Raw genomic sequence first — 17,112 nt, forward strand, 5'->3', positions numbered from 1 at the left:
GTCACGCTCCCTGCCAACGAAACCGCAAACCGGTGAACGGTGCGGGCGCAGCCACCTGGGCCTCGCCTGGGGCTGCGGGTGCGACCGGCGCTGGGGCGGCGGCCTCTGCCGGCACCTCCTGCAGCCTGGCCAGGCCCAGTTGCGCACGCACCTGTTCGGGGGTGCCGCTGACGGTGTAGGTCAGGGTATCGCCGTCCACATAGGTCAGGCGCCCGCCCAGCGGCTCAAGGGTCTGCAAAAGCTGCGCATAGCGCTCCAGGGTCATGCCCTGGACCTGTATCTGGTTTTCGCCACCGGTGCCCGGTCGCGCGACGAAGCGCGGCGCCAGGCGCGTGCTGACGGCCAGCATCACCGCATCGGCCAGGGCGGCCTGATCGGCGCCTTCGACCTTGCCCTGCTCGCGCTGGTCGCCCAGCCACAGGCGCCAGGTGCCCTGCCATTTGCCCTCGCCCTCGGTGGCATGCACCGCCAGCAACGCATCGGCCGCGTAGCGCTCGGAGGCCTCGCGCAGGGGCGCGGGGTCGGTGCCTTCGAGGTTCTTGGCAGTGGCCACCAGTTGCTCGTTCAGGTCGCCCATGGGCAGGCGCAGCGGCAAGCCACGGTGTTGCGCGGCGCGGCGCAGCGGTTCGGCGCTGCTCTGGCCATCGCCCACCAGGCTCGAACCGCCCACGCTGTCGTTCAACCACCAGCCGAGGATGGCCGGCCGGTTGCTGCCCCACAGGGCCAGCCCGGCCTGGCGCAAAGCCCGGTCGGTGCTGCCGGGGTCGAAATCCACCAGCACGGTTTCAGGCGGGCCGGCCTCGAAACCGAACTGGCTGATGATTTGCTGCGGGTCCTTGCGTAGCCCTGCCAGGCCCGCACTCTGCGGCGCCTTGGGGTCGCCCGTGAGGCGCACCACCAGGGTACTCAGGGCATTCTGGGTGGCCTGGGCGCGGGCTTCGGTGCCCTCGCCGCTGACCGGCTCGCGCACCTGATAAAGGCCAGTGAGGGTTTCGGCCTGAACGCTCAGGCCAAACAGGGCAAGGCAGCCAACGGCCAGGTATGAACGCAAACGCATGGAGGATTCCTGTCCAGGTAAATAGAAAGCGCGGTCAGTGAAAAGTGAAGCTCTGACCACCCCCGCGGGTAAAACATTCAGCCCTGCGGTCAAATTTCATTACCTATACCTTATACAGCCCATGGCGCGGCAACCAGCGGCCATACCGAATCAATGTTTTTATGTCGAATGAGGCCCTGCCCGTCGGCCTGAGGATGGCCGCTACCGGGTAACCCTGATAAAATCGCGCGCCTTCGCAGACCGGCGACGCTCAGGCAGCAGGAAAACCCTCGCAATGCCTGGCAGGTGCCGGTCGATTCCCCCGAATCCCTCCCCCTAAAGGCCTGGATCATGAGCAAGCAACCCTCCCTGAGCTACAAGGACGCCGGTGTAGACATCGACGCCGGTGAAGCATTGGTCGAACGCATCAAAGGCGTCGCCAAGCGCACGGCGCGCCCGGAAGTCATGGGCGGCCTGGGGGGCTTCGGCGCCCTCTGCGAAATTCCGGCAGGCTACAAGCAGCCGGTGCTGGTTTCGGGCACCGACGGCGTGGGCACCAAGCTGCGCCTGGCACTGAACCTGAACAAGCACGACACCATCGGCCAGGACCTGGTCGCCATGTGCGTCAACGACCTGGTGGTGTGCGGCGCCGAGCCGCTGTTCTTCCTCGACTACTACGCCACCGGCAAGCTCAACGTCGACACCGCGGCTGACGTGGTCACCGGCATCGGCGCCGGCTGCGAACTGGCAGGCTGCTCGCTGGTAGGCGGCGAAACCGCTGAAATGCCGGGCATGTACGAAGGCGAAGACTACGACCTGGCCGGCTTCTGCGTCGGCGTGGTGGAAAAGGCCGAGATCATCGACGGCTCCAAGGTGGCTGCCGGTGACGCCCTGATCGCCCTGCCATCGTCGGGCCCGCACTCCAACGGTTACTCGCTGATCCGCAAGATTATCGAAGTGGCCGGCGCCGACATCCAGAACGTCCAGCTCGACGGCAAGCCGCTGACCGAACTGCTGATGGCCCCGACCCGCATCTACGTCAAGCCGCTGCTCAAGCTGATCAAGGACACCGGCGCGGTCAAGGCCATGGCCCACATCACCGGTGGCGGCCTGCTCGACAACATCCCGCGCGTGCTGCCAAAAGGCGCCCAGGCCGTGGTCGACGTGGCCAGCTGGCAGCGCCCGGCGGTATTCGACTGGCTGCAGCAGCAGGGCAACGTCGACGAGACCGAAATGCACCGCGTACTCAACTGCGGCGTGGGCATGGTGATCTGCGTGGGTCAGGATCAGGTCGACAACGCCCTGAACGTGCTGCGCGAAGCCGGCGAGCAGCCTTGGGTGATCGGCCAGATCGCCACCGCTGCCGAAGGCGCCGCCCAGGTCGAGCTGAAGAACCTCAAGGCGCACTGATGCCGAGCACGTCTTGTGATGTAGTGGTGCTGCTGTCCGGCACCGGCAGCAACCTGCAGGCCCTGATCGACAGTACCCGCACCGGCGACAGCCCGGTGCGGATCCGCGCGGTGATCTCCAACCGCGCCGATGCCTACGGCCTGCAGCGCGCCCGCGATGCGGGCATCGACACCGCCGTGCTCGACCACAAGGCCTTCGACGGCCGCGAGGCCTTCGACGCGGCGCTGGTCGAGCTGATCGACGGCTTTGCCCCGCAGCTGGTGGTGCTGGCCGGCTTCATGCGTATCCTCAGTGCCGGTTTCGTGCGCCATTACCACGGCCGCCTGCTCAATATCCACCCTTCCCTGCTGCCCAAGTACAAGGGCCTGCATACCCACCAGCGTGCGCTGGAAGCCGGGGATGCCGAGCATGGCTGCAGTGTGCACTTCGTCACCGAGGAACTCGATGGCGGGCCACTGGTCGTACAGGCTGTGATACCGGTAGTCTCGGATGACACGCCGGCGCAACTGGCCCAGAGGGTTCACAGCCAGGAACACCTGATTTATCCGCTGGCGGTGCGCTGGTTCGCCGAAGGCCGTTTGCGCCTTGGCGAGCACGGTGCTCTACTGGATGGCCAGCCCTTGGCGGCCAGCGGCCACTTGATTCGACCCTAGGAGATTTTATGCGTCGTGCCCTGCTCTTCGCACTTGCCGTGCTTGCACTGCCGCTTCAGGCAGCCGATCTGAAGCCTTTTTCGGCCAGCTACACCGCCGACTGGAAGCAACTGCCCATGAGCGGCACCGCCGAGCGCAGCCTGGCCAAGAACGCCAACGGGACCTGGAGCCTCAACTTCAAGGCCTCGATGATGATTGCCAGCCTGACCGAACAAAGTACCCTGCGCCTGGACAAGGACACCCTGCTGCCGCAGACCTACCACTTCGAACGTGGCGGCCTGGGCAAGGCCAAGAAGGTCGACCTGGACTTCGACTGGTCGAGCAAGAAGATCACCGGCTCCGACCGTGGCGACGCGGTCAACCTGCCGCTCAACCGCGGCGTGCTGGACAAGTCGTCCTACCAGCTGGCCCTGCAGCATGACGTGGCAGCCGGCAAGAAGAGCATGACCTACCAGGTGGTGGATGGCGACGAGATCGACACCTACGACTTCCGCGTGCTGGGTACCGAAAAGGTCAGCACCAAGACCGGCCAGGTCGATGCGATCAAGGTCGAGCGCGTGCGCGACCCGAGCCAGAGCAAGCGCGTCACCGAGCTGTGGTTCGCCAAGGAATGGGACTACCTGCTGGTGCAACTGCGCCAGGTCGAGACCGACGGCAAGGAGTACGTGATCGTGCTGCAGGACGGCACGGTCGACGGCAAGTCGGTCAAGGGCAGCTGACAGGCCGCTAGCGTGCATTACCCAAAACCCCGCCTTGTGCGGGGTTTTGTTTTTGTGGCGTGGCCCTCCCTGCAGACACCAGCCTTGCTGGCGAAGGAGTCGCCTCGACCGTGCGGCATGAAAGATGTTTCATGCGCCAAGCATTTACTTAGGCTGCTAACAAATTCTATAAAAGAGACCTGCGACACGGTGCCGCAGTTAACTGGATTTGGAGTTAGCAGATGACTGTCAAAGTAACTGAGCGCGATGAATCGAAACTGTCCCACGAAGGCCTGGCCGCAGGCGTGCGTATCTGGGATGTGCATCAGCAGGACCAGCTGGTCGGCATGTTCCACAACGAACAGGAAGCCCACAGCTACCGGATCGAACTGGAGTACCTCGAAGCCAAGCGCCAACCCCAGTAATTCCCCGTCTTCAGAAACAGCAAACCCCGCCGAGGCGGGGTTTGTCGTGTCTAGCCCAGCAGGCTTACCACATCAGGTCATCCGGGATGACGTAGGCGGCGTACGGGTCGTCCGCATCCGGCGCTTCGACCTGGGTGTTGAGCAGCACGATGCGCTGCGGGTCGCGCTCCTGGATCTTCAGCGCGGCCTCGCGCGGGATCACCTCGTAGCCACCGCCATGCTGCACGATCGCCAGCGAGCCGCTGCTCAGCTTGCTGCGCATCAACGCGTTGACCGACAGGCGCTTGACCTTCTTGTCGTCGACGAAGTTGTAGTAGTCCTCGGTGGTCAGCTTGGGCAGGCGCGACACCTCGATCAACTGCTTGACCTGGGCGGCACGGGCCTTCTGCTCGGCCTTTTCCTGCTGCTGGCGGTTGAGCTCCTGGTCACGCTTGGCCTTCTCGGCCATGGCTTCCTTGGCCAGGCGCTGCTGGGTGTCGTCGACTTCGACTTGGCCTTTGTGCTCCAGGCGTTTCTGTTTCTTCTGTTCTTTGCTGACCTGCTTGACCTGCTTCTGGTTGACCAGGCCGGCTTTGAGCAGTTGGTCACGAAGGGAAAGGCTCATCGGTGTTCACTCACTTATGCAACAGCTCAGCCGCAGCTGGGCAGGTTCTTTTCCTGACGTTTGGCTTCGCCCCAGAGCGCGTCCAAGTCTTCGAGGGTGCAATCTTCAATCGGACGCCCCATGTCGCGCAATGCCTGTTCGATAAAACGGAAACGTCGTTCGAACTTGCGATTGGCGCCACGCAGGGCGTTTTCCGGGTCCAGCTTGAGGTGACGGGCCAGGTTGACGGTGGCGAACAGCAAATCGCCTACCTCGTCGGCCAGCGCCGCCGGGTCGTTGTCGGCCATGGCCTGGAGTACTTCGTCCAGCTCCTCGCGCACCTTGTCCAGCACCGGCAACGGGTCGTCCCAGTCGAATCCGACCTGGGCCGCACGCTTTTGCAGTTTGGCCGCACGCGACAGGGCCGGCAAGGCCGCCGGCACGTCGTCGAGCAGCGACAGTTGTTCGGGCTCGCCCTTTTCGGCGCGCTCCTGGGCCTTGATCTCTTCCCAGCGCTGCTTGACCTGTTCTTCATCGAGCCGTGGCAGGTCCAGCGGCGCATGGAGCTCGCCGGTGGGGAACACGTGCGGGTGGCGACGGATCAGCTTGCGGGTGATGCTGTCGATCACCCCGGCGAATTCGAAACGGCCCTCTTCACGGGCCAGCTGGGCGTAATACACCACCTGGAACAGCAGGTCGCCCAGTTCGCCCTGCAAGTGTTCGAAGTCGCTGCGCTCGATGGCGTCGGCCACCTCGTAGGCTTCTTCGAGGGTGTGCGGGATGATCGTGGCGTAGGTCTGCCTGAGGTCCCACGGGCAGCCGTACTGCGGGTCGCGCAGGCGGGCCATGAGGTGGAGCAGGTCGTCTAGGGTGTACATCGTGTGCTCTCTGTTCGGCAGGTCTGGCCTCATCGCGGGTCAAGCCCGCTCCCACAAGGATCCTGCAGGAGCGGGCCTGCCCCGCAATGGCGCCCTCAAGGCGTACGGTTGCGCCGCGTCTCGATGATGTTGGGCAACTGCGAAATGCGCCCCAGCAAGCGCCCCAGGGCGTCCAGGCCCGGGATCTCGATGGTCAGCGACATCAGCGCGGTGTTGTCCTCCTTGTTCGAACGGGTATTCACCGCCAGCACGTTGATGCGCTCGTTGAGCAGCACCTGCGACACGTCACGCAGCAGGCCCGGGCGGTCATACGCACGCACGATGATGTCCACCGGGTAGGTCTGCACCGGCACCGGGCCCCAGCTGACCTGGATGATGCGCTCCGGCTCGCGACCGGCCAGTTGCAGCACCGAGGCGCAGTCCTGGCGGTGAATGGTCACCCCACGGCCCACGGTGATGTAGCCGACGATGGCATCGCCCGGCAGCGGCTGGCAGCACCCGGCCATCTGCGTCAGCAGGTTGCCAACGCCCTGGATCTGGATATCCCCGCGCTTGCCCGGCTTGTAGCCGGTGGCCTTGCGCGGCACCAGCTCAATGTGGTCGATGCGGTCCGGCTCCACCAGTTGCTGCGCGGCGTTGACCAGGTGCGCCAGGCGCAGGTCGCCGGCGCCCAGCGAGGCGAACATGTCTTCGGCAGTCTTGAGGTTGGCCTTTTCGGCCAGGCGCTCGAAGTCCACCTGCGGCAGGCCCAGGCGGTTGAGTTCGCGCTCGAGCAGGGTCTTGCCGGCGGCGACGTTCTGGTCGCGGGCCTGCAGCTTGAACCAGTGCACGATCTTGGCCCGCGCCCGCGAGGTGGTGACGTAGCCCAGGTTCGAGTTCAGCCAGTCGCGGCTCGGGTTGCCGTGCTTGCTGGTGATGATCTCCACCTGCTCGCCGGTCTGCAGGCTGTAGTTGAGCGGCACGATGCGCCCGTTGATCTTGGCGCCCCGGCAGTTGTGGCCGATCTCGGTGTGCACGCGGTAGGCGAAGTCCAGCGGCGTGGCGCCCTTGGGCAGGTCGATGGCGTGGCCGTCGGGGGTGAACACGTACACCCGGTCCGGCTCGATATCCACGCGCAGCTGTTCGGCCAGGCCGCCGATGTCCCCCAGTTCCTCGTGCCATTCCAGCACCTGGCGCAGCCACGAGATCTTCTCCTCGTAGTGGTTGGAGCTGGGCTTGACGTCGGTGCCCTTGTAGCGCCAGTGCGCGCAAACGCCCAGTTCGGCCTCCTCGTGCATGGCATGGGTGCGGATCTGCACCTCCAGCACCTTGCCCTCGGGGCCGATCACCGCGGTGTGCAGCGAGCGGTAGCCGTTCTCCTTGGGGTTGGCGATGTAGTCGTCGAACTCCTTGGGGATGTGCCGCCACAGGGTATGCACGATGCCCAGCGCGGTGTAGCAGTCGCGCATCTCGGGCACCAGCACGCGCACGGCGCGCACGTCGTAGATCTGGCTGAACTCCAGGCCCTTGCGCTGCATCTTGCGCCAGATCGAATAGATATGTTTGGCCCGGCCGCTGATGTCGGCCTTGACGCCCGTGGCCAGCAGCTCGTTCTGCAGCTGGTTCATCACGTCGCTGATGAAGCGCTCGCGGTCGAGCCGGCGCTCGTGCAGCAGCTTGGCGATCTGTTTGTACTGGTCGGGTTCCAGGTAGCGGAACGAGAGGTCTTCGAGCTCCCACTTGATGTGGCCGATGCCCAGGCGGTGGGCCAGCGGCGCGTAGATGTCGAACACCTCGCGGGCCACGCGGTTGCGCTTCTCGTCGTCGGCGCCCTTCACCGCACGAATGGCGCAGGTTCGTTCGGCCAGCTTGATCAGCGCCACGCGCACGTCGTCGACCATCGCCACGAGCATCTTGCGCAGGTTCTCGACCTGCGCCTGCGAGCCCAGCACCAGCGAATGGCGCGGGCTGAGGCTGGCACTGATGGCCGCCATGCGCAGCACGCCGTCGATCAGCTTGGACACCACCGGGCCGAAACGCTGGCCCACCTCGGCCAGGGTCACCTTGCCTTCACGCACCGCACGGTAGATGACCGCCGCCACGAGGGAGTCCTGGTCGAGCTTGAGGTCGGCGAGAATCTCGGCGATCTCCAGGCCCGCCTGGAAGCTCGAGGTACCGTCGGCCCAGGAATGCTTGGCCGGGTTACCTTTTTTCTCTATGTCCTGAGCGAACTCGCAGGCCGCCTTGAGGGCTTCCCGGTCCAGCGCCAGGTCGACGCTGACCACATGATCCAGCCATGCTTCGAGATTGATACTGCCGTCGGTGTTGACCGGCTGGTGCACTCTCACCTGTACCATCTTTGTTTACCTTTCCCTACAGCGCATGCTCATGCGCTTGAAAACACGGGTGTCGCCCCTGCCAGATCGAAGGGGCGACACCGGGCGGGCCAGCGTCGCTAACCCACCTCGAATAACGCCATGGCCTCGACATGCGCAGTCTGCGGAAACATGTCGAGGATCCCGGCACATTTTAACCGGTACCCCTGCTTGACCAGCTCGACGGTGTCGCGGGCCAGCGTCGCCGGGTTGCACGACACGTAGACCAGACGTCGGGCGCCAAGTGCGGCGATGTTGCGCACCACCTCGAAGGCACCGTCGCGCGGTGGGTCCAAGAGTACCGCACAAAAGCCTCCTGCCGCCCAGCCTGAAGTCGCCAGAGGCTGGGATAAATCGGCCTGAAAAAACTGCGTGTTATGCAGTTTGTTGCGTTGGGCATTGGCCGCGGCCCGATCGACCATGGCCTGCACCCCTTCCACCGCCACCACTTCGCGGGCCTGCCGGGCCAGCGGCAGGGCAAAGTTGCCAAGGCCGCAGAACAGGTCCAGTACACGCTCGTCGGCCTGTGGCGCAAGCCATGCCAGGGCCTGCTCGATCATCGCGGTGTTGACCTGGGCATTGACTTGCACGAAGTCACCTGGCCTGTAGGCCAATTCCAGGTTCCATGGTTCCAGGGTAAACCCTAGCGTGTCCGCTGGATTGGCCGGGGCCGGTTGCCCCTCACCTTGTAACCAGAGTTGTACACCCGCCTCGCTGCAGAACGCCTGCAAACGTGCCAGGTCGGCCTCGACCAGTGGCGCGGTATGGCGCAGCAGCAGTGCCAGGGCGGTACCGCTGAACAGCTCCACGTGCCCCACCACCTGTGGCTTGCTCAGGCTCTGCAACAGCAGCGGCAGGTGACGCAGTATCGACTGCAAGGGTTGTACCAGCACCGGGCAGTCGTCGATGGCGACGATGTCCTGGCTGGCTTCGGCGCGAAAGCCCACGTCGAGCTTCCGGGCCTTGGCGTCCCAGCGCACCGCCACGCGGGCGCGCCGGCGGTAACCGAATTCGGGGCCGGACAACGGCGCGGCCCACTGCTCGGGCACCACGCCGGCCACCCGCTGCAACTGCTCGGCCAGCAGGCGCTGCTTGAGTTCGAGCTGAGCGGCATGGGGCAGGTGCTGCAGGTTGCAGCCGCCACAGCGATCGAAGTGCTTGCACGGCGCCGGGCGCCGCGCCTCGCTGGCGCTGAACACACGCTCCAGGCGTGCCTCGACCACCTTGCCGTGGGCATTGAGCACCCGCGCCTCGACCTCTTCACCGGCCAGGGCGCCGCTGACGAACCAGGTGCGCCCTTCGAAGAAGGCGATGCCGCGGCCGTCACCGGCCAGGCGCTCGATGCTCAAGCGCTGTTTCTTGCCCGTTGGCACCTGGGGCGCACGGGTACCACCGGTCGGCTGGAAGCGCAGACCGCCATTGCGTTTGGCCTTGGACATCAGTTGGCCGCGTCGAAGATGCCGGTCGACAGGTAACGGTCGCCACGGTCACAGATGATCGCCACCATTACCGCGTTTTCCAGCTCGCGCGACAGGCGCAGCATGGCCGCCACCGCACCACCGGAGGACACGCCACAGAAAATGCCCTCTTCGCGGGCCAGCCGGCGGGTGGTTTCTTCGGCTTCGCTCTGGGCCATGTCGACCACACGGTCGACGCGGCTGGCGTCGAAGATCTTCGGCAGGTACTCGTGGGGCCAGCGGCGGATCCCGGGGATCGCCGAGCCTTCCATCGGTTGCAGGCCGACGATCTGCACGTTGGGGTTCTGCTCCTTGAGGTAGCGCGAGCAGCCCATGATGGTGCCCGTGGTGCCCATGGAGCTGACGAAGTGGGTGATGCTGCCGCCGGTCTGCTGCCAGATTTCCGGGCCGGTGCTGACGTAGTGGGCTTCGGGGTTGTCACCGTTGCCGAACTGGTCGAGCACCTGGCCACGGCCTTCGGCCTGCAGGCGCTCGGCGAGGTCGCGGGCGCCCTCCATGCCTTCTTCCTTGCTGACCAGGATCAGCTCGGCGCCGTAGGCGGTCATGGCAGCCTTGCGTTCGGCGCTGGAGTTGTCGGGCATGATCAGGATCATCTTGTAGCCCTTGATCGCCGCTGCCATCGCCAGGGCGATACCGGTGTTGCCGGAGGTTGCCTCGATCAGCGTGGCGCCTGGCTTGATCTGCCCGCGCAGTTCGGCACGGGTGATCATCGACAACGCCGGCCGGTCCTTGACCGAGCCTGCCGGATTGTTGCCTTCGAGCTTGAGCAGGAGGGTATTGCTGGTCTCGCCGGCCATGCGCTGCAGGCGAACCAGGGGCGTGTTGCCGACGCAATCGGCGATGGTAGGGTACTGCAAGGTCATGGCGTATTTCGCAATCCAGACTGCGGGGGCGCCTATCATACCGGCAAACGGCTTTGGCCCATATCACGCAATGGTTGAGGGTTATAGCCGAGGGATATAAGCAGCCCGCGCGCAGCAACTTGAAACGGTGGTGGTGCATTGGCCGGCAAGGCCGGCGCCTACAGCCGCAGCGGTGCTAGATCACCGCCGGCAGCTGCATGTTCACCCGCAAGCCCTTGGCGTTGTTCTGCGCCCACAGCTGCCCGCTCTGACGCTGCAGGGCATTGCGCGCAATGCTCAGGCCCAGGCCGAAGCCGCCGTTCCCCGGCCGCGAGTCGTCCAGGCGGGTGAACGGCGCGAAGATGTGTTCCAGCTGGGCCTCGTCCACGCCTCCGCCTTCGTCCTCCAGCCACAGCAGCCACTGGCCCCCCTGGCGGCTTCCCGCCAGGCGTATCACCCCGCCCGGCGGCGAGTGGCGAATGGCATTGCGCAGAATGTTCTCCAACGCCTGGGCCAGGCTGTTGAGGTTGCCCTGCACCCAGCAGTCGGCCCCCAGCGTGCACACCAGTTGCTCCCGCGGCCAGCCACTTTCGAAGCAGGCATCCTCCGCCAGCATCTCCCACAACGCCTGCACCTGGATCGGTTCGCTGACCAACTGCGTGCGCTCGGCGTCCAGCCAGGCCAGTTGCAGGGCGTCTTCCACCAGGCGCTGCATGTTGTCCACTTCCCGGCCCAGGCGTTCGCGCAGCGCCTCCAGGTCGGTCTCGCCCTCGCTGGCCACCCGCAGGCGGCTCAGCGGCGTGCGCATTTCATGGGACAGGTCGCGCAGCAACTGCTGCTGCAGGGCCACCGTGCCCTGCAGGCGCTCGGCCATGTCGTCGAAGGCGCGCCCCAGCTCGCCGAACTCGTCCTTGCGGCTGGTGGTGTCGCTGGCCACCCGCGCGGTGAGCCGGTCGGCGCGCCAGGCATTGGCCTGCTCGCGCAACTGGCTCAGCGGGCGAATCAGCATGCGATACAGGCCCACGCAGAACACCAGGGTCAGCAAGCCGGGGATCAGGCCGTTGGTGACCATTCGCCAGAACAGCATGTTCAGGCGCCCCGGCATCAGCCGCTGCGGCAGTTCGATCACCAGGCTGCCCAGGCTGGAGTCGTCCGGGAACGGCACGAGCATCCATGGCGAGCGCGCCGAATGCCGGCTTACCGGCCAGTCGGTGCCGCGCAGAAACGTCAGGCGCTGGCTCTGGGCGTCGGTCAGCGGCACGCTGCCCAGCGATTGCAGGTCGCTGCCGATCACGCCCACGAAACCGCGCTCGCGCTCGTGCATCTGCGTCAGCCACGCATCCACGCCGGCCTGCCCGCCGCGGCGCACGGCGTTTTCGGCCTCGCGGGCGTAGTCTTCGAGGGTGGCGCGCGCCTTGGGCGACAGGTAGGCGTTGCGGATCTCCATGTGCCGGCCCCACTGCCAGCTCAGGGCAATCATCAGCAGGCAGAACACCACCAGCAGCAAGGCCAGCTTCCAGAACAGGGAATGACGGCTGAGCACCTACAGGTCCTCGCTGGCGCTGAGCACATAGCCCTTGCCCCACACCGTGCGCACCTGGCGCTCCAGGTAACCGATGGCCTTGAGCTTGCGGCGGATCTGGCTCACGTGCATGTCCAGGCTGCGGTCATGCCGGGCATAGCCGCGCTGCAATACGTGCTGATAAAGGAATGCCTTGCTCAACACCTCTTCATGGCTGCGGTGCAGGGTGTCGAGCAGGCGGTACTCGCTTAAGGTCAGGCCGGCCCGCTGCTGCCCGTGGAGCACATCGCAGGCCAGTTCATCGAACACCAGTTCGCCCGCGGGCGTGCCCTCCCCCGGCTGGTGCCGGCGCTCCAGCGCCACCCGCCGCAGGATCGCCTCGATGCGCACGCGCAGCTCGACCATGCTGAACGGTTTGGGCAGGTAGTCGTCGGCGCCGCGCTGGAAGCCGGTGATGCGATCGCCTTCGGCGCCCAGCGCCGACATCAGGATCACCGGTATCGAGCTCTTCTCGCGCAGCCGCGCCAGGGCATCCAGCCCGTTCAGGCCGGGCAGCAGGATATCCATCAGCACCACATCGAAGCTGCGCTGGCGAGCCATCTGCAGCCCTTCGCGGCCATCGCGGCACCAGGTCACCAGAAACCCGCTGCGCTCGAGCTGCTCGTGCAGGTGGGCACCCAGGACCGGATCATCCTCGATGGCAAGTATGTTTGAGGCGTTAATGGCGACGGGATTCATTGGCGGGTGCTAGCAATTCTCAATCGCTCGATTATTGAGCATTCCCCCCATGCAAGCAACACGCGCCGACAAAAGCACCTGCGCCTCCTACAATCGACAAAAACAGATACAAATGAGTGCATTAGATACACAGTCGCGGTAATTTTCAGAGTTGGGTCGTCGGAACATGCCGACGAAGGTCCTACAGCGCTAACCGAGCACAGGAGAGTGGGCGTGCTGAATCGATTGGGAATCAGAAGCCGCGTACTGCTGCTCGCCCTGCTCCCGGCCAGCATGATGGCGCTGGTGCTGGGTGGTTACTTCACCTGGTTGCAGCAAAGCGAACTGCAGGCCCAGCTGCTGCAACGCGGTCGCATGATCGCCGAGCAACTGGCGCCCCTGGTGGCCCCGGTGCTGGCCCGCAACGATTCGGCGCAGCTCGAGCGCATCGCCGCCGAGGCGCTGGAGCAGGCCGACGTGCGCGCCGTGTCGTTTCTGCACCCCGACCGCAGCCACCTGGCCCACGCCGGCCCGAGCATGCTCAACCAACAGCCCAGCGGTGGCGGCACCCAGTTGCTGCAACGCAGCGGCAACGATGCCACGCGCTACCTGTTGCCGGTGTTCGGCCGCCATCGCGAGCTGGCCGGCGAACGGGTTCCCGGTGAAGCCGACCGCCTGCTGGGCTGGGTCGAGATCGAGCTGTCCCACGATGGCACGCTGCTGCGCGGCTACCGCAGCCTGTTCGCCAGCCTGCTGCTGATTCTGGTGGGCCTGGGCGCGACCGCCCTGCTGGCGCTGCGCATGAGCCGCACCATCAACGGCCCCATCGGGCAGATCAAGTTCGCGGTCAACCAGCTCAAGGACGGCAACCTCGAACAGCGCCTGCCGAGCCTGGGCAGCCATGAGCTGGATGAACTGGCCAATGGCATCAACCGCATGGCCGAAACCCTGCACAACGCCCATGAAGAGCTGCAGCACAGCATCGACCAGGCCACCGAGGACGTGCGCCAGAACCTTGAGACCATCGAGATCCAGAACATCGAGCTGGACATGGCGCGCAAGGAAGCCCTGGAAGCCAGCCGCATCAAGTCCGAATTCCTGGCCAACATGAGCCACGAGATCCGCACGCCGCTCAACGGCATCCTGGGCTTTACCCACCTGCTGCAGAAAAGCGAACTGACCCCGCGCCAGCTCGACTACCTGGGTACCATCGAAAAATCCGCCGACAGCCTGCTGGGAATCATCAACGAGATCCTCGACTTCTCCAAGATCGAGGCCGGCAAGCTGGTGCTCGACAGCATCCCGTTCAACCTGCGCGACCTGATCCAGGACACCCTGACCATCCTCGCCCCGGCGGCCCACGCCAAGCAGCTCGAACTGGTCAGCCTGGTGTACCGCGACACCCCGCTGTCGCTGGTAGGCGACCCGCTGCGGCTCAAGCAGATCCTCACCAACCTGGTGAGCAACGCGATCAAGTTCACCCGCGAAGGCACCATCGTTGCCCGCGCCATGCTCGATGACGAAACCGAAGACAGCGTGCAGTTGCGCATCTGCGTGCAGGACACCGGCATCGGCCTGTCCAGCCAGGATGTGCGTGCCCTGTTCCAGGCCTTCAGTCAGGCCGACAACTCGCTGTCGCGCCAGCCCGGCGGCACCGGCCTGGGGCTGGTAATCTCCAAGCGCCTGATCGAACAGATGGGCGGCGAGATCGGCGTCGACAGTACCCCGGGCGAGGGGTCGCAGTTCTGGATCAGCCTCAACCTGCCCAAGGCCCGCGACGACGCCGAGGACCTGCCACCCCAGGCGCTGCAAGGCCGGCGCATGGCAATCGTGGACGACCACGAACTGGCCCGCCAGGCATTGGCGCACCAGATGCAGGACTGCGGCCTGGACGTGACCACCTTCACCACCAGCGAGCAGCTGCTCAAGGGCATCGAGGCCGCCTTCCTTGCCGGCCAGCCGTTCGAGCTGGCGATCATGGGGGTCAACCTGCAATCGCTGGCGCCCGAGCGCTTGGGCCAGTACATCCAGCGCCTGGAGCACTTTGCCTGTCAGGCCCTGGTGCTGTGCCCCACCACCGAACAGGCGCTGTACCACCCGCACCTGCCCAATGCCCACGGCCAGTTGCACGCCAAGCCTGCGTGTACGCGCAAGGTGCGCCGGGCCCTGCTCGAGCTGGTGCAGCCCAGGCGTACCAGCGGCGAATACAAGGTGCCCAGCGGCCAGCGCCAACCCCGCGTGCTGTGCGTGGACGACAACCCGGCCAACCTGCTGCTGGTGCAGACCCTGCTCGAAGACCTCGGCGCCGATGTGCTGGCGGTGGACAGCGGCCATGCGGCGATCAGCGCAGTGCAGGACGAGCACTTCGACCTGGTGCTGATGGACGTACAGATGCCGGTGATGGACGGGCGCGAATGCACCGAACAGATCCGCCAGTGGGAGGCCACGCGCAGCGCCCCGGCCTTGCCGATCGTGGCCTTGACCGCGCATGCCATGGCCAACGAGAAGCGCGCCCTGCTGCACAGCGGCATGGACGACTACCTGACCAAGCCGATCAGTGAGCGCCAGCTGGCCCAGGTGGTGCTGAAGTGGACCGGCCTGCAACTGGGCAGCCCGACCAACGAGCGCGGCGCCGAACTGCCGGTCGACGGCAACGACCTGAAGGTGCTGGACCCTGAGGAAGGCCTGCGCCTGGCGGCAGGCAAGCCGGACCTGGCCGCCGACATGCTGGCCATGCTGCTGGCTTCGCTGGATGCCGACCGCGACGCTATCCGCTGCGCCCGCGAGGCCGACGACCGCCACGCCACCATCGAGCGCGTGCACCGCCTCAATGGCGCCACGCGCTATTGCGGCGTACCGCAGCTGCGCGCCGCCTGCCAGCGCAGCGAAACCCTGCTCAAGCAGGACGACCCCGAGGCCCAGCGTGCCCTCGACGAACTGGACCAGGCCATCAACCGCCTGACGACCGTGGCCCGCCAGAGCGCCTGATCTCTGGCAAGGCCCGGGCCTTGCCGGTTGGTTACACTGACGGCATCCGACCCTTGGGAACCATGCCATGCAAGCCTTGCTCTTCAGCAGCCAACACTATGACCAGGACAGCTTCAGCAGCGCGCCAGGGGCCACGCAACTGGCGCTGCACTTTCAAGGCGCGCGCCTGACCGAAGACACCGCGGCACTGGCCGAAGGCTACGAGGTGGTGTGCGCGTTCATCAACGACGACCTCTCGGCGCCGGTGCTGAGCCGCCTCAAGGCCGGCGGCACGCGCCTGATCGCGCTGCGCTCGGCCGGCTACAACCATGTCGACCTGGCCGCCGCCAAGCGCCTTGGGCTGACGGTGGTGCGGGTGCCGGCCTACTCGCCGCATGCGGTGGCCGAACACGCCGTGGCCCTGATTCTTGCCCTCAATCGCCGCCTGCACCGTGCCTACAACCGCACCCGCGAGGGCGATTTCAGCCTGCACGGGCTGACCGGTTTCGACCTGCACGGCAAGACCGTCGGCGTGGTCGGCACCGGCCAGATCGGCCTGGCTTTTGCGCGGATCATGGCAGGCTTCGGCTGCCAGCTGCTGGCGTACGACCCCTACCCCAACCCCGAGGTGGAGGCGCTGGGTGCACGTTACCTGGACCTGCCGGAGCTGCTGCGCGAATCGCGCATCATCAGCCTGCACTGCCCGCTCACGCCGCAGACCCGGCACCTGATCAACCCGCAGAGCCTGGCCAGCCTGCAGCCGGGCGCCATGCTGATCAATACCGGGCGCGGCGCGCTGGTCGACACACCGGCGCTGATCGACGCGCTCAAGAGCGGCCAGCTCGGCTACCTGGGGCTGGACGTGTACGAGGAGGAGGCGCAGATCTTTTTCGAGGACCGCTCCGACCTGCCGTTGCAGGACGACGTGCTGGCGCGGCTGCTGACCTTCCCCAACGTGATCGTGACCGCGCACCAGGCCTTCCTGACCCGCGAGGCACTGGCGGCGATCGCCGCCACCACGCTGGAGAACATTGCCCGCTGGGCGGCAGGCAATCCGCAGAATCTGGTCGAGGGATGATGCTAGGATACGCGCCATATTTGGAGGACCCATGGTCGAACACGATTTCCGCTACACCCTGTTCAATCCGCAACACACCCTGATCGAATGCCGCTCGCTGGTACCCGGTCGCTATCAGGTCACCGGCAACGGTGGCTCGATCCAGAAAGGCGACGTACTGCTGGTGACCCTCAAGGGCAGCAAGACCCTGTCGATGCGCCTGACGGTCGAGACCGTGCGCCACCTGATCAACCCCACCGGCCAGTGGGTGGCGGTAGCGGCGGGCCCGGTGTTCGGCGAGCTGGCGATTCATGCATGGCAGGTCAACTGCGATGGCTGCCAGGCCACCCTGGACTTCGAATTCGCCGTGGATGCCAAGCTGGGCACCAAGGCGCAGAAGCCGGCGGCCGTGGCGCGCATCGCCGAATTGGGTTGGTGCACACAGGGCGACAAGCACCTGTGCCCGAAATGCCAGGAGGCTGCAAAGTGAAA

General features: G+C 65.7%; 15 protein-coding genes. 7 read left to right on the plus strand and 8 right to left on the minus strand.

The genetic code is table 11. The annotated features are described in order from the left end of the window. Position 1: 1 nt before the first annotated feature. Complete coding sequence (locus tag B4I46_RS12155; protein WP_058541003.1) at positions 2-1,057, minus strand: DUF2066 domain-containing protein; 1,056 nt, start codon at positions 1,055-1,057, stop codon at positions 2-4. 330 nt (positions 1,058-1,387) lie between these two features. Here B4I46_RS12155 and purM point away from each other — a divergent pair, with 330 nt between their 5' ends. The 4 genes from purM to B4I46_RS12175 all read left to right on the plus strand — a co-directional run bounded on the left by purM (position 1,388) and on the right by B4I46_RS12175 (position 4,222). Further along, positions 1,388-2,446, plus strand: a complete 1,059-nt coding sequence (purM, locus tag B4I46_RS12160) for a phosphoribosylformylglycinamidine cyclo-ligase (protein WP_043862550.1) — start codon at positions 1,388-1,390, stop codon at positions 2,444-2,446. Continuing rightward, positions 2,446-3,099: a phosphoribosylglycinamide formyltransferase gene (purN, locus tag B4I46_RS12165; RefSeq protein ID WP_054914698.1), complete on the plus strand. Its 654-nt coding sequence runs from the start codon at positions 2,446-2,448 to the stop codon at positions 3,097-3,099. Before purM ends, purN begins: the two co-directional genes overlap by 1 nt. A gap of 8 nt (positions 3,100-3,107) precedes the next feature. Continuing rightward, entirely contained in the window at positions 3,108-3,818 is a 711-nt protein-coding gene (locus tag B4I46_RS12170) for a DUF3108 domain-containing protein (RefSeq protein WP_286900391.1), read from the plus strand. A 221-nt stretch (positions 3,819-4,039) separates the two neighbouring features. After that, complete coding sequence (locus B4I46_RS12175) at positions 4,040-4,222, plus strand: hypothetical protein (RefSeq protein WP_043862553.1); 183 nt, start codon at positions 4,040-4,042, stop codon at positions 4,220-4,222. Between the two features lie 64 nt (positions 4,223-4,286). Here the strand turns inward: B4I46_RS12175 and B4I46_RS12180 are convergent, their stop codons facing one another. The 7 genes from B4I46_RS12180 to B4I46_RS12210 form a co-directional block, all read right to left on the minus strand. Further along, entirely contained in the window at positions 4,287-4,826 is a 540-nt protein-coding gene (locus B4I46_RS12180; protein ID WP_043862554.1) for a DUF2058 domain-containing protein, read from the minus strand. A 26-nt stretch (positions 4,827-4,852) separates the two neighbouring features. Next, positions 4,853-5,683, minus strand: a complete 831-nt coding sequence (gene mazG / locus B4I46_RS12185) for a nucleoside triphosphate pyrophosphohydrolase (RefSeq protein ID WP_043862555.1) — start codon at positions 5,681-5,683, stop codon at positions 4,853-4,855. A 95-nt stretch (positions 5,684-5,778) separates the two neighbouring features. Continuing rightward, complete coding sequence (relA, locus tag B4I46_RS12190; RefSeq protein WP_054914700.1) at positions 5,779-8,019, minus strand: GTP diphosphokinase; 2,241 nt, start codon at positions 8,017-8,019, stop codon at positions 5,779-5,781. 98 nt (positions 8,020-8,117) lie between these two features. Further along, a complete protein-coding gene (rlmD, locus tag B4I46_RS12195) occupies positions 8,118-9,476 on the minus strand; it encodes a 23S rRNA (uracil(1939)-C(5))-methyltransferase RlmD (RefSeq protein ID WP_043862557.1) in 1,359 nt (452 codons plus the stop codon). Beyond that, positions 9,476-10,378, minus strand: a complete 903-nt coding sequence (gene cysM, locus B4I46_RS12200; RefSeq protein WP_162484876.1) for a cysteine synthase CysM — start codon at positions 10,376-10,378, stop codon at positions 9,476-9,478. The genes rlmD and cysM overlap by 1 nt, the downstream gene beginning before the upstream one ends. A 175-nt stretch (positions 10,379-10,553) precedes the next feature. Continuing rightward, positions 10,554-11,837 carry a HAMP domain-containing sensor histidine kinase gene (locus B4I46_RS12205; protein WP_078479810.1) on the minus strand — a complete coding sequence of 428 codons (1,284 nt, stop codon included), beginning with the start codon at positions 11,835-11,837 and terminating at the stop codon, positions 10,554-10,556. A 63-nt stretch (positions 11,838-11,900) separates the two neighbouring features. Beyond that, positions 11,901-12,617 carry a response regulator transcription factor gene (locus B4I46_RS12210; protein ID WP_043862560.1) on the minus strand — a complete coding sequence of 239 codons (717 nt, stop codon included), beginning with the start codon at positions 12,615-12,617 and terminating at the stop codon, positions 11,901-11,903. Positions 12,618-12,830: 213 nt separating this feature from the next. On the opposite strand from B4I46_RS12210, the gene B4I46_RS12215 reads away from it, so the two are divergent. The 3 genes from B4I46_RS12215 to B4I46_RS12225 all read left to right on the plus strand — a co-directional run bounded on the left by B4I46_RS12215 (position 12,831) and on the right by B4I46_RS12225 (position 17,110). Next, positions 12,831-15,584: a response regulator gene (locus tag B4I46_RS12215; RefSeq protein WP_043862561.1), complete on the plus strand. Its 2,754-nt coding sequence runs from the start codon at positions 12,831-12,833 to the stop codon at positions 15,582-15,584. Positions 15,585-15,651: 67 nt separating this feature from the next. Beyond that, positions 15,652-16,641: a 2-hydroxyacid dehydrogenase gene (locus B4I46_RS12220; protein WP_043862562.1), complete on the plus strand. Its 990-nt coding sequence runs from the start codon at positions 15,652-15,654 to the stop codon at positions 16,639-16,641. Between the two features lie 31 nt (positions 16,642-16,672). Continuing rightward, a complete protein-coding gene (locus tag B4I46_RS12225; protein WP_058541001.1) occupies positions 16,673-17,110 on the plus strand; it encodes a hypothetical protein in 438 nt (145 codons plus the stop codon). Positions 17,111-17,112: the final 2 nt, after the last annotated feature.

The sequence above is a fragment of the Pseudomonas sp. UBA7500 genome (assembly GCF_002478435.1).
GTDB lineage: Bacteria > Pseudomonadota > Gammaproteobacteria > Pseudomonadales > Pseudomonadaceae > Aquipseudomonas > Aquipseudomonas palmensis.

Bases quoted from the DNA above. Each gene is read 5' to 3' on its own strand.
- B4I46_RS12155 (WP_058541003.1), bottom strand. From the start codon at position 1,057: ATGCGTTTGCGTTCATACCTGGCCGTTGGCTGCCTTGCCCTGTTTGGC.
- purM (WP_043862550.1), top strand. From the start codon at position 1,388: ATGAGCAAGCAACCCTCCCTGAGCTACAAGGACGCCGGTGTAGACATC.
- purN (WP_054914698.1), top strand. From the start codon at position 2,446: ATGCCGAGCACGTCTTGTGATGTAGTGGTGCTGCTGTCCGGCACCGGC.
- B4I46_RS12170 (WP_286900391.1), top strand. From the start codon at position 3,108: ATGCGTCGTGCCCTGCTCTTCGCACTTGCCGTGCTTGCACTGCCGCTT.
- B4I46_RS12175 (WP_043862553.1), top strand. From the start codon at position 4,040: ATGACTGTCAAAGTAACTGAGCGCGATGAATCGAAACTGTCCCACGAA.
- B4I46_RS12180 (WP_043862554.1), bottom strand. From the start codon at position 4,826: ATGAGCCTTTCCCTTCGTGACCAACTGCTCAAAGCCGGCCTGGTCAAC.
- mazG (WP_043862555.1), bottom strand. From the start codon at position 5,683: ATGTACACCCTAGACGACCTGCTCCACCTCATGGCCCGCCTGCGCGAC.
- relA (WP_054914700.1), bottom strand. From the start codon at position 8,019: ATGGTACAGGTGAGAGTGCACCAGCCGGTCAACACCGACGGCAGTATC.
- rlmD (WP_043862557.1), bottom strand. From the start codon at position 9,476: ATGTCCAAGGCCAAACGCAATGGCGGTCTGCGCTTCCAGCCGACCGGT.
- cysM (WP_162484876.1), bottom strand. From the start codon at position 10,378: ATGACCTTGCAGTACCCTACCATCGCCGATTGCGTCGGCAACACGCCC.
- B4I46_RS12205 (WP_078479810.1), bottom strand. From the start codon at position 11,837: ATGATTGCCCTGAGCTGGCAGTGGGGCCGGCACATGGAGATCCGCAAC.
- B4I46_RS12210 (WP_043862560.1), bottom strand. From the start codon at position 12,617: ATGAATCCCGTCGCCATTAACGCCTCAAACATACTTGCCATCGAGGAT.
- B4I46_RS12220 (WP_043862562.1), top strand. From the start codon at position 15,652: ATGCAAGCCTTGCTCTTCAGCAGCCAACACTATGACCAGGACAGCTTC.
- B4I46_RS12225 (WP_058541001.1), top strand. From the start codon at position 16,673: ATGGTCGAACACGATTTCCGCTACACCCTGTTCAATCCGCAACACACC.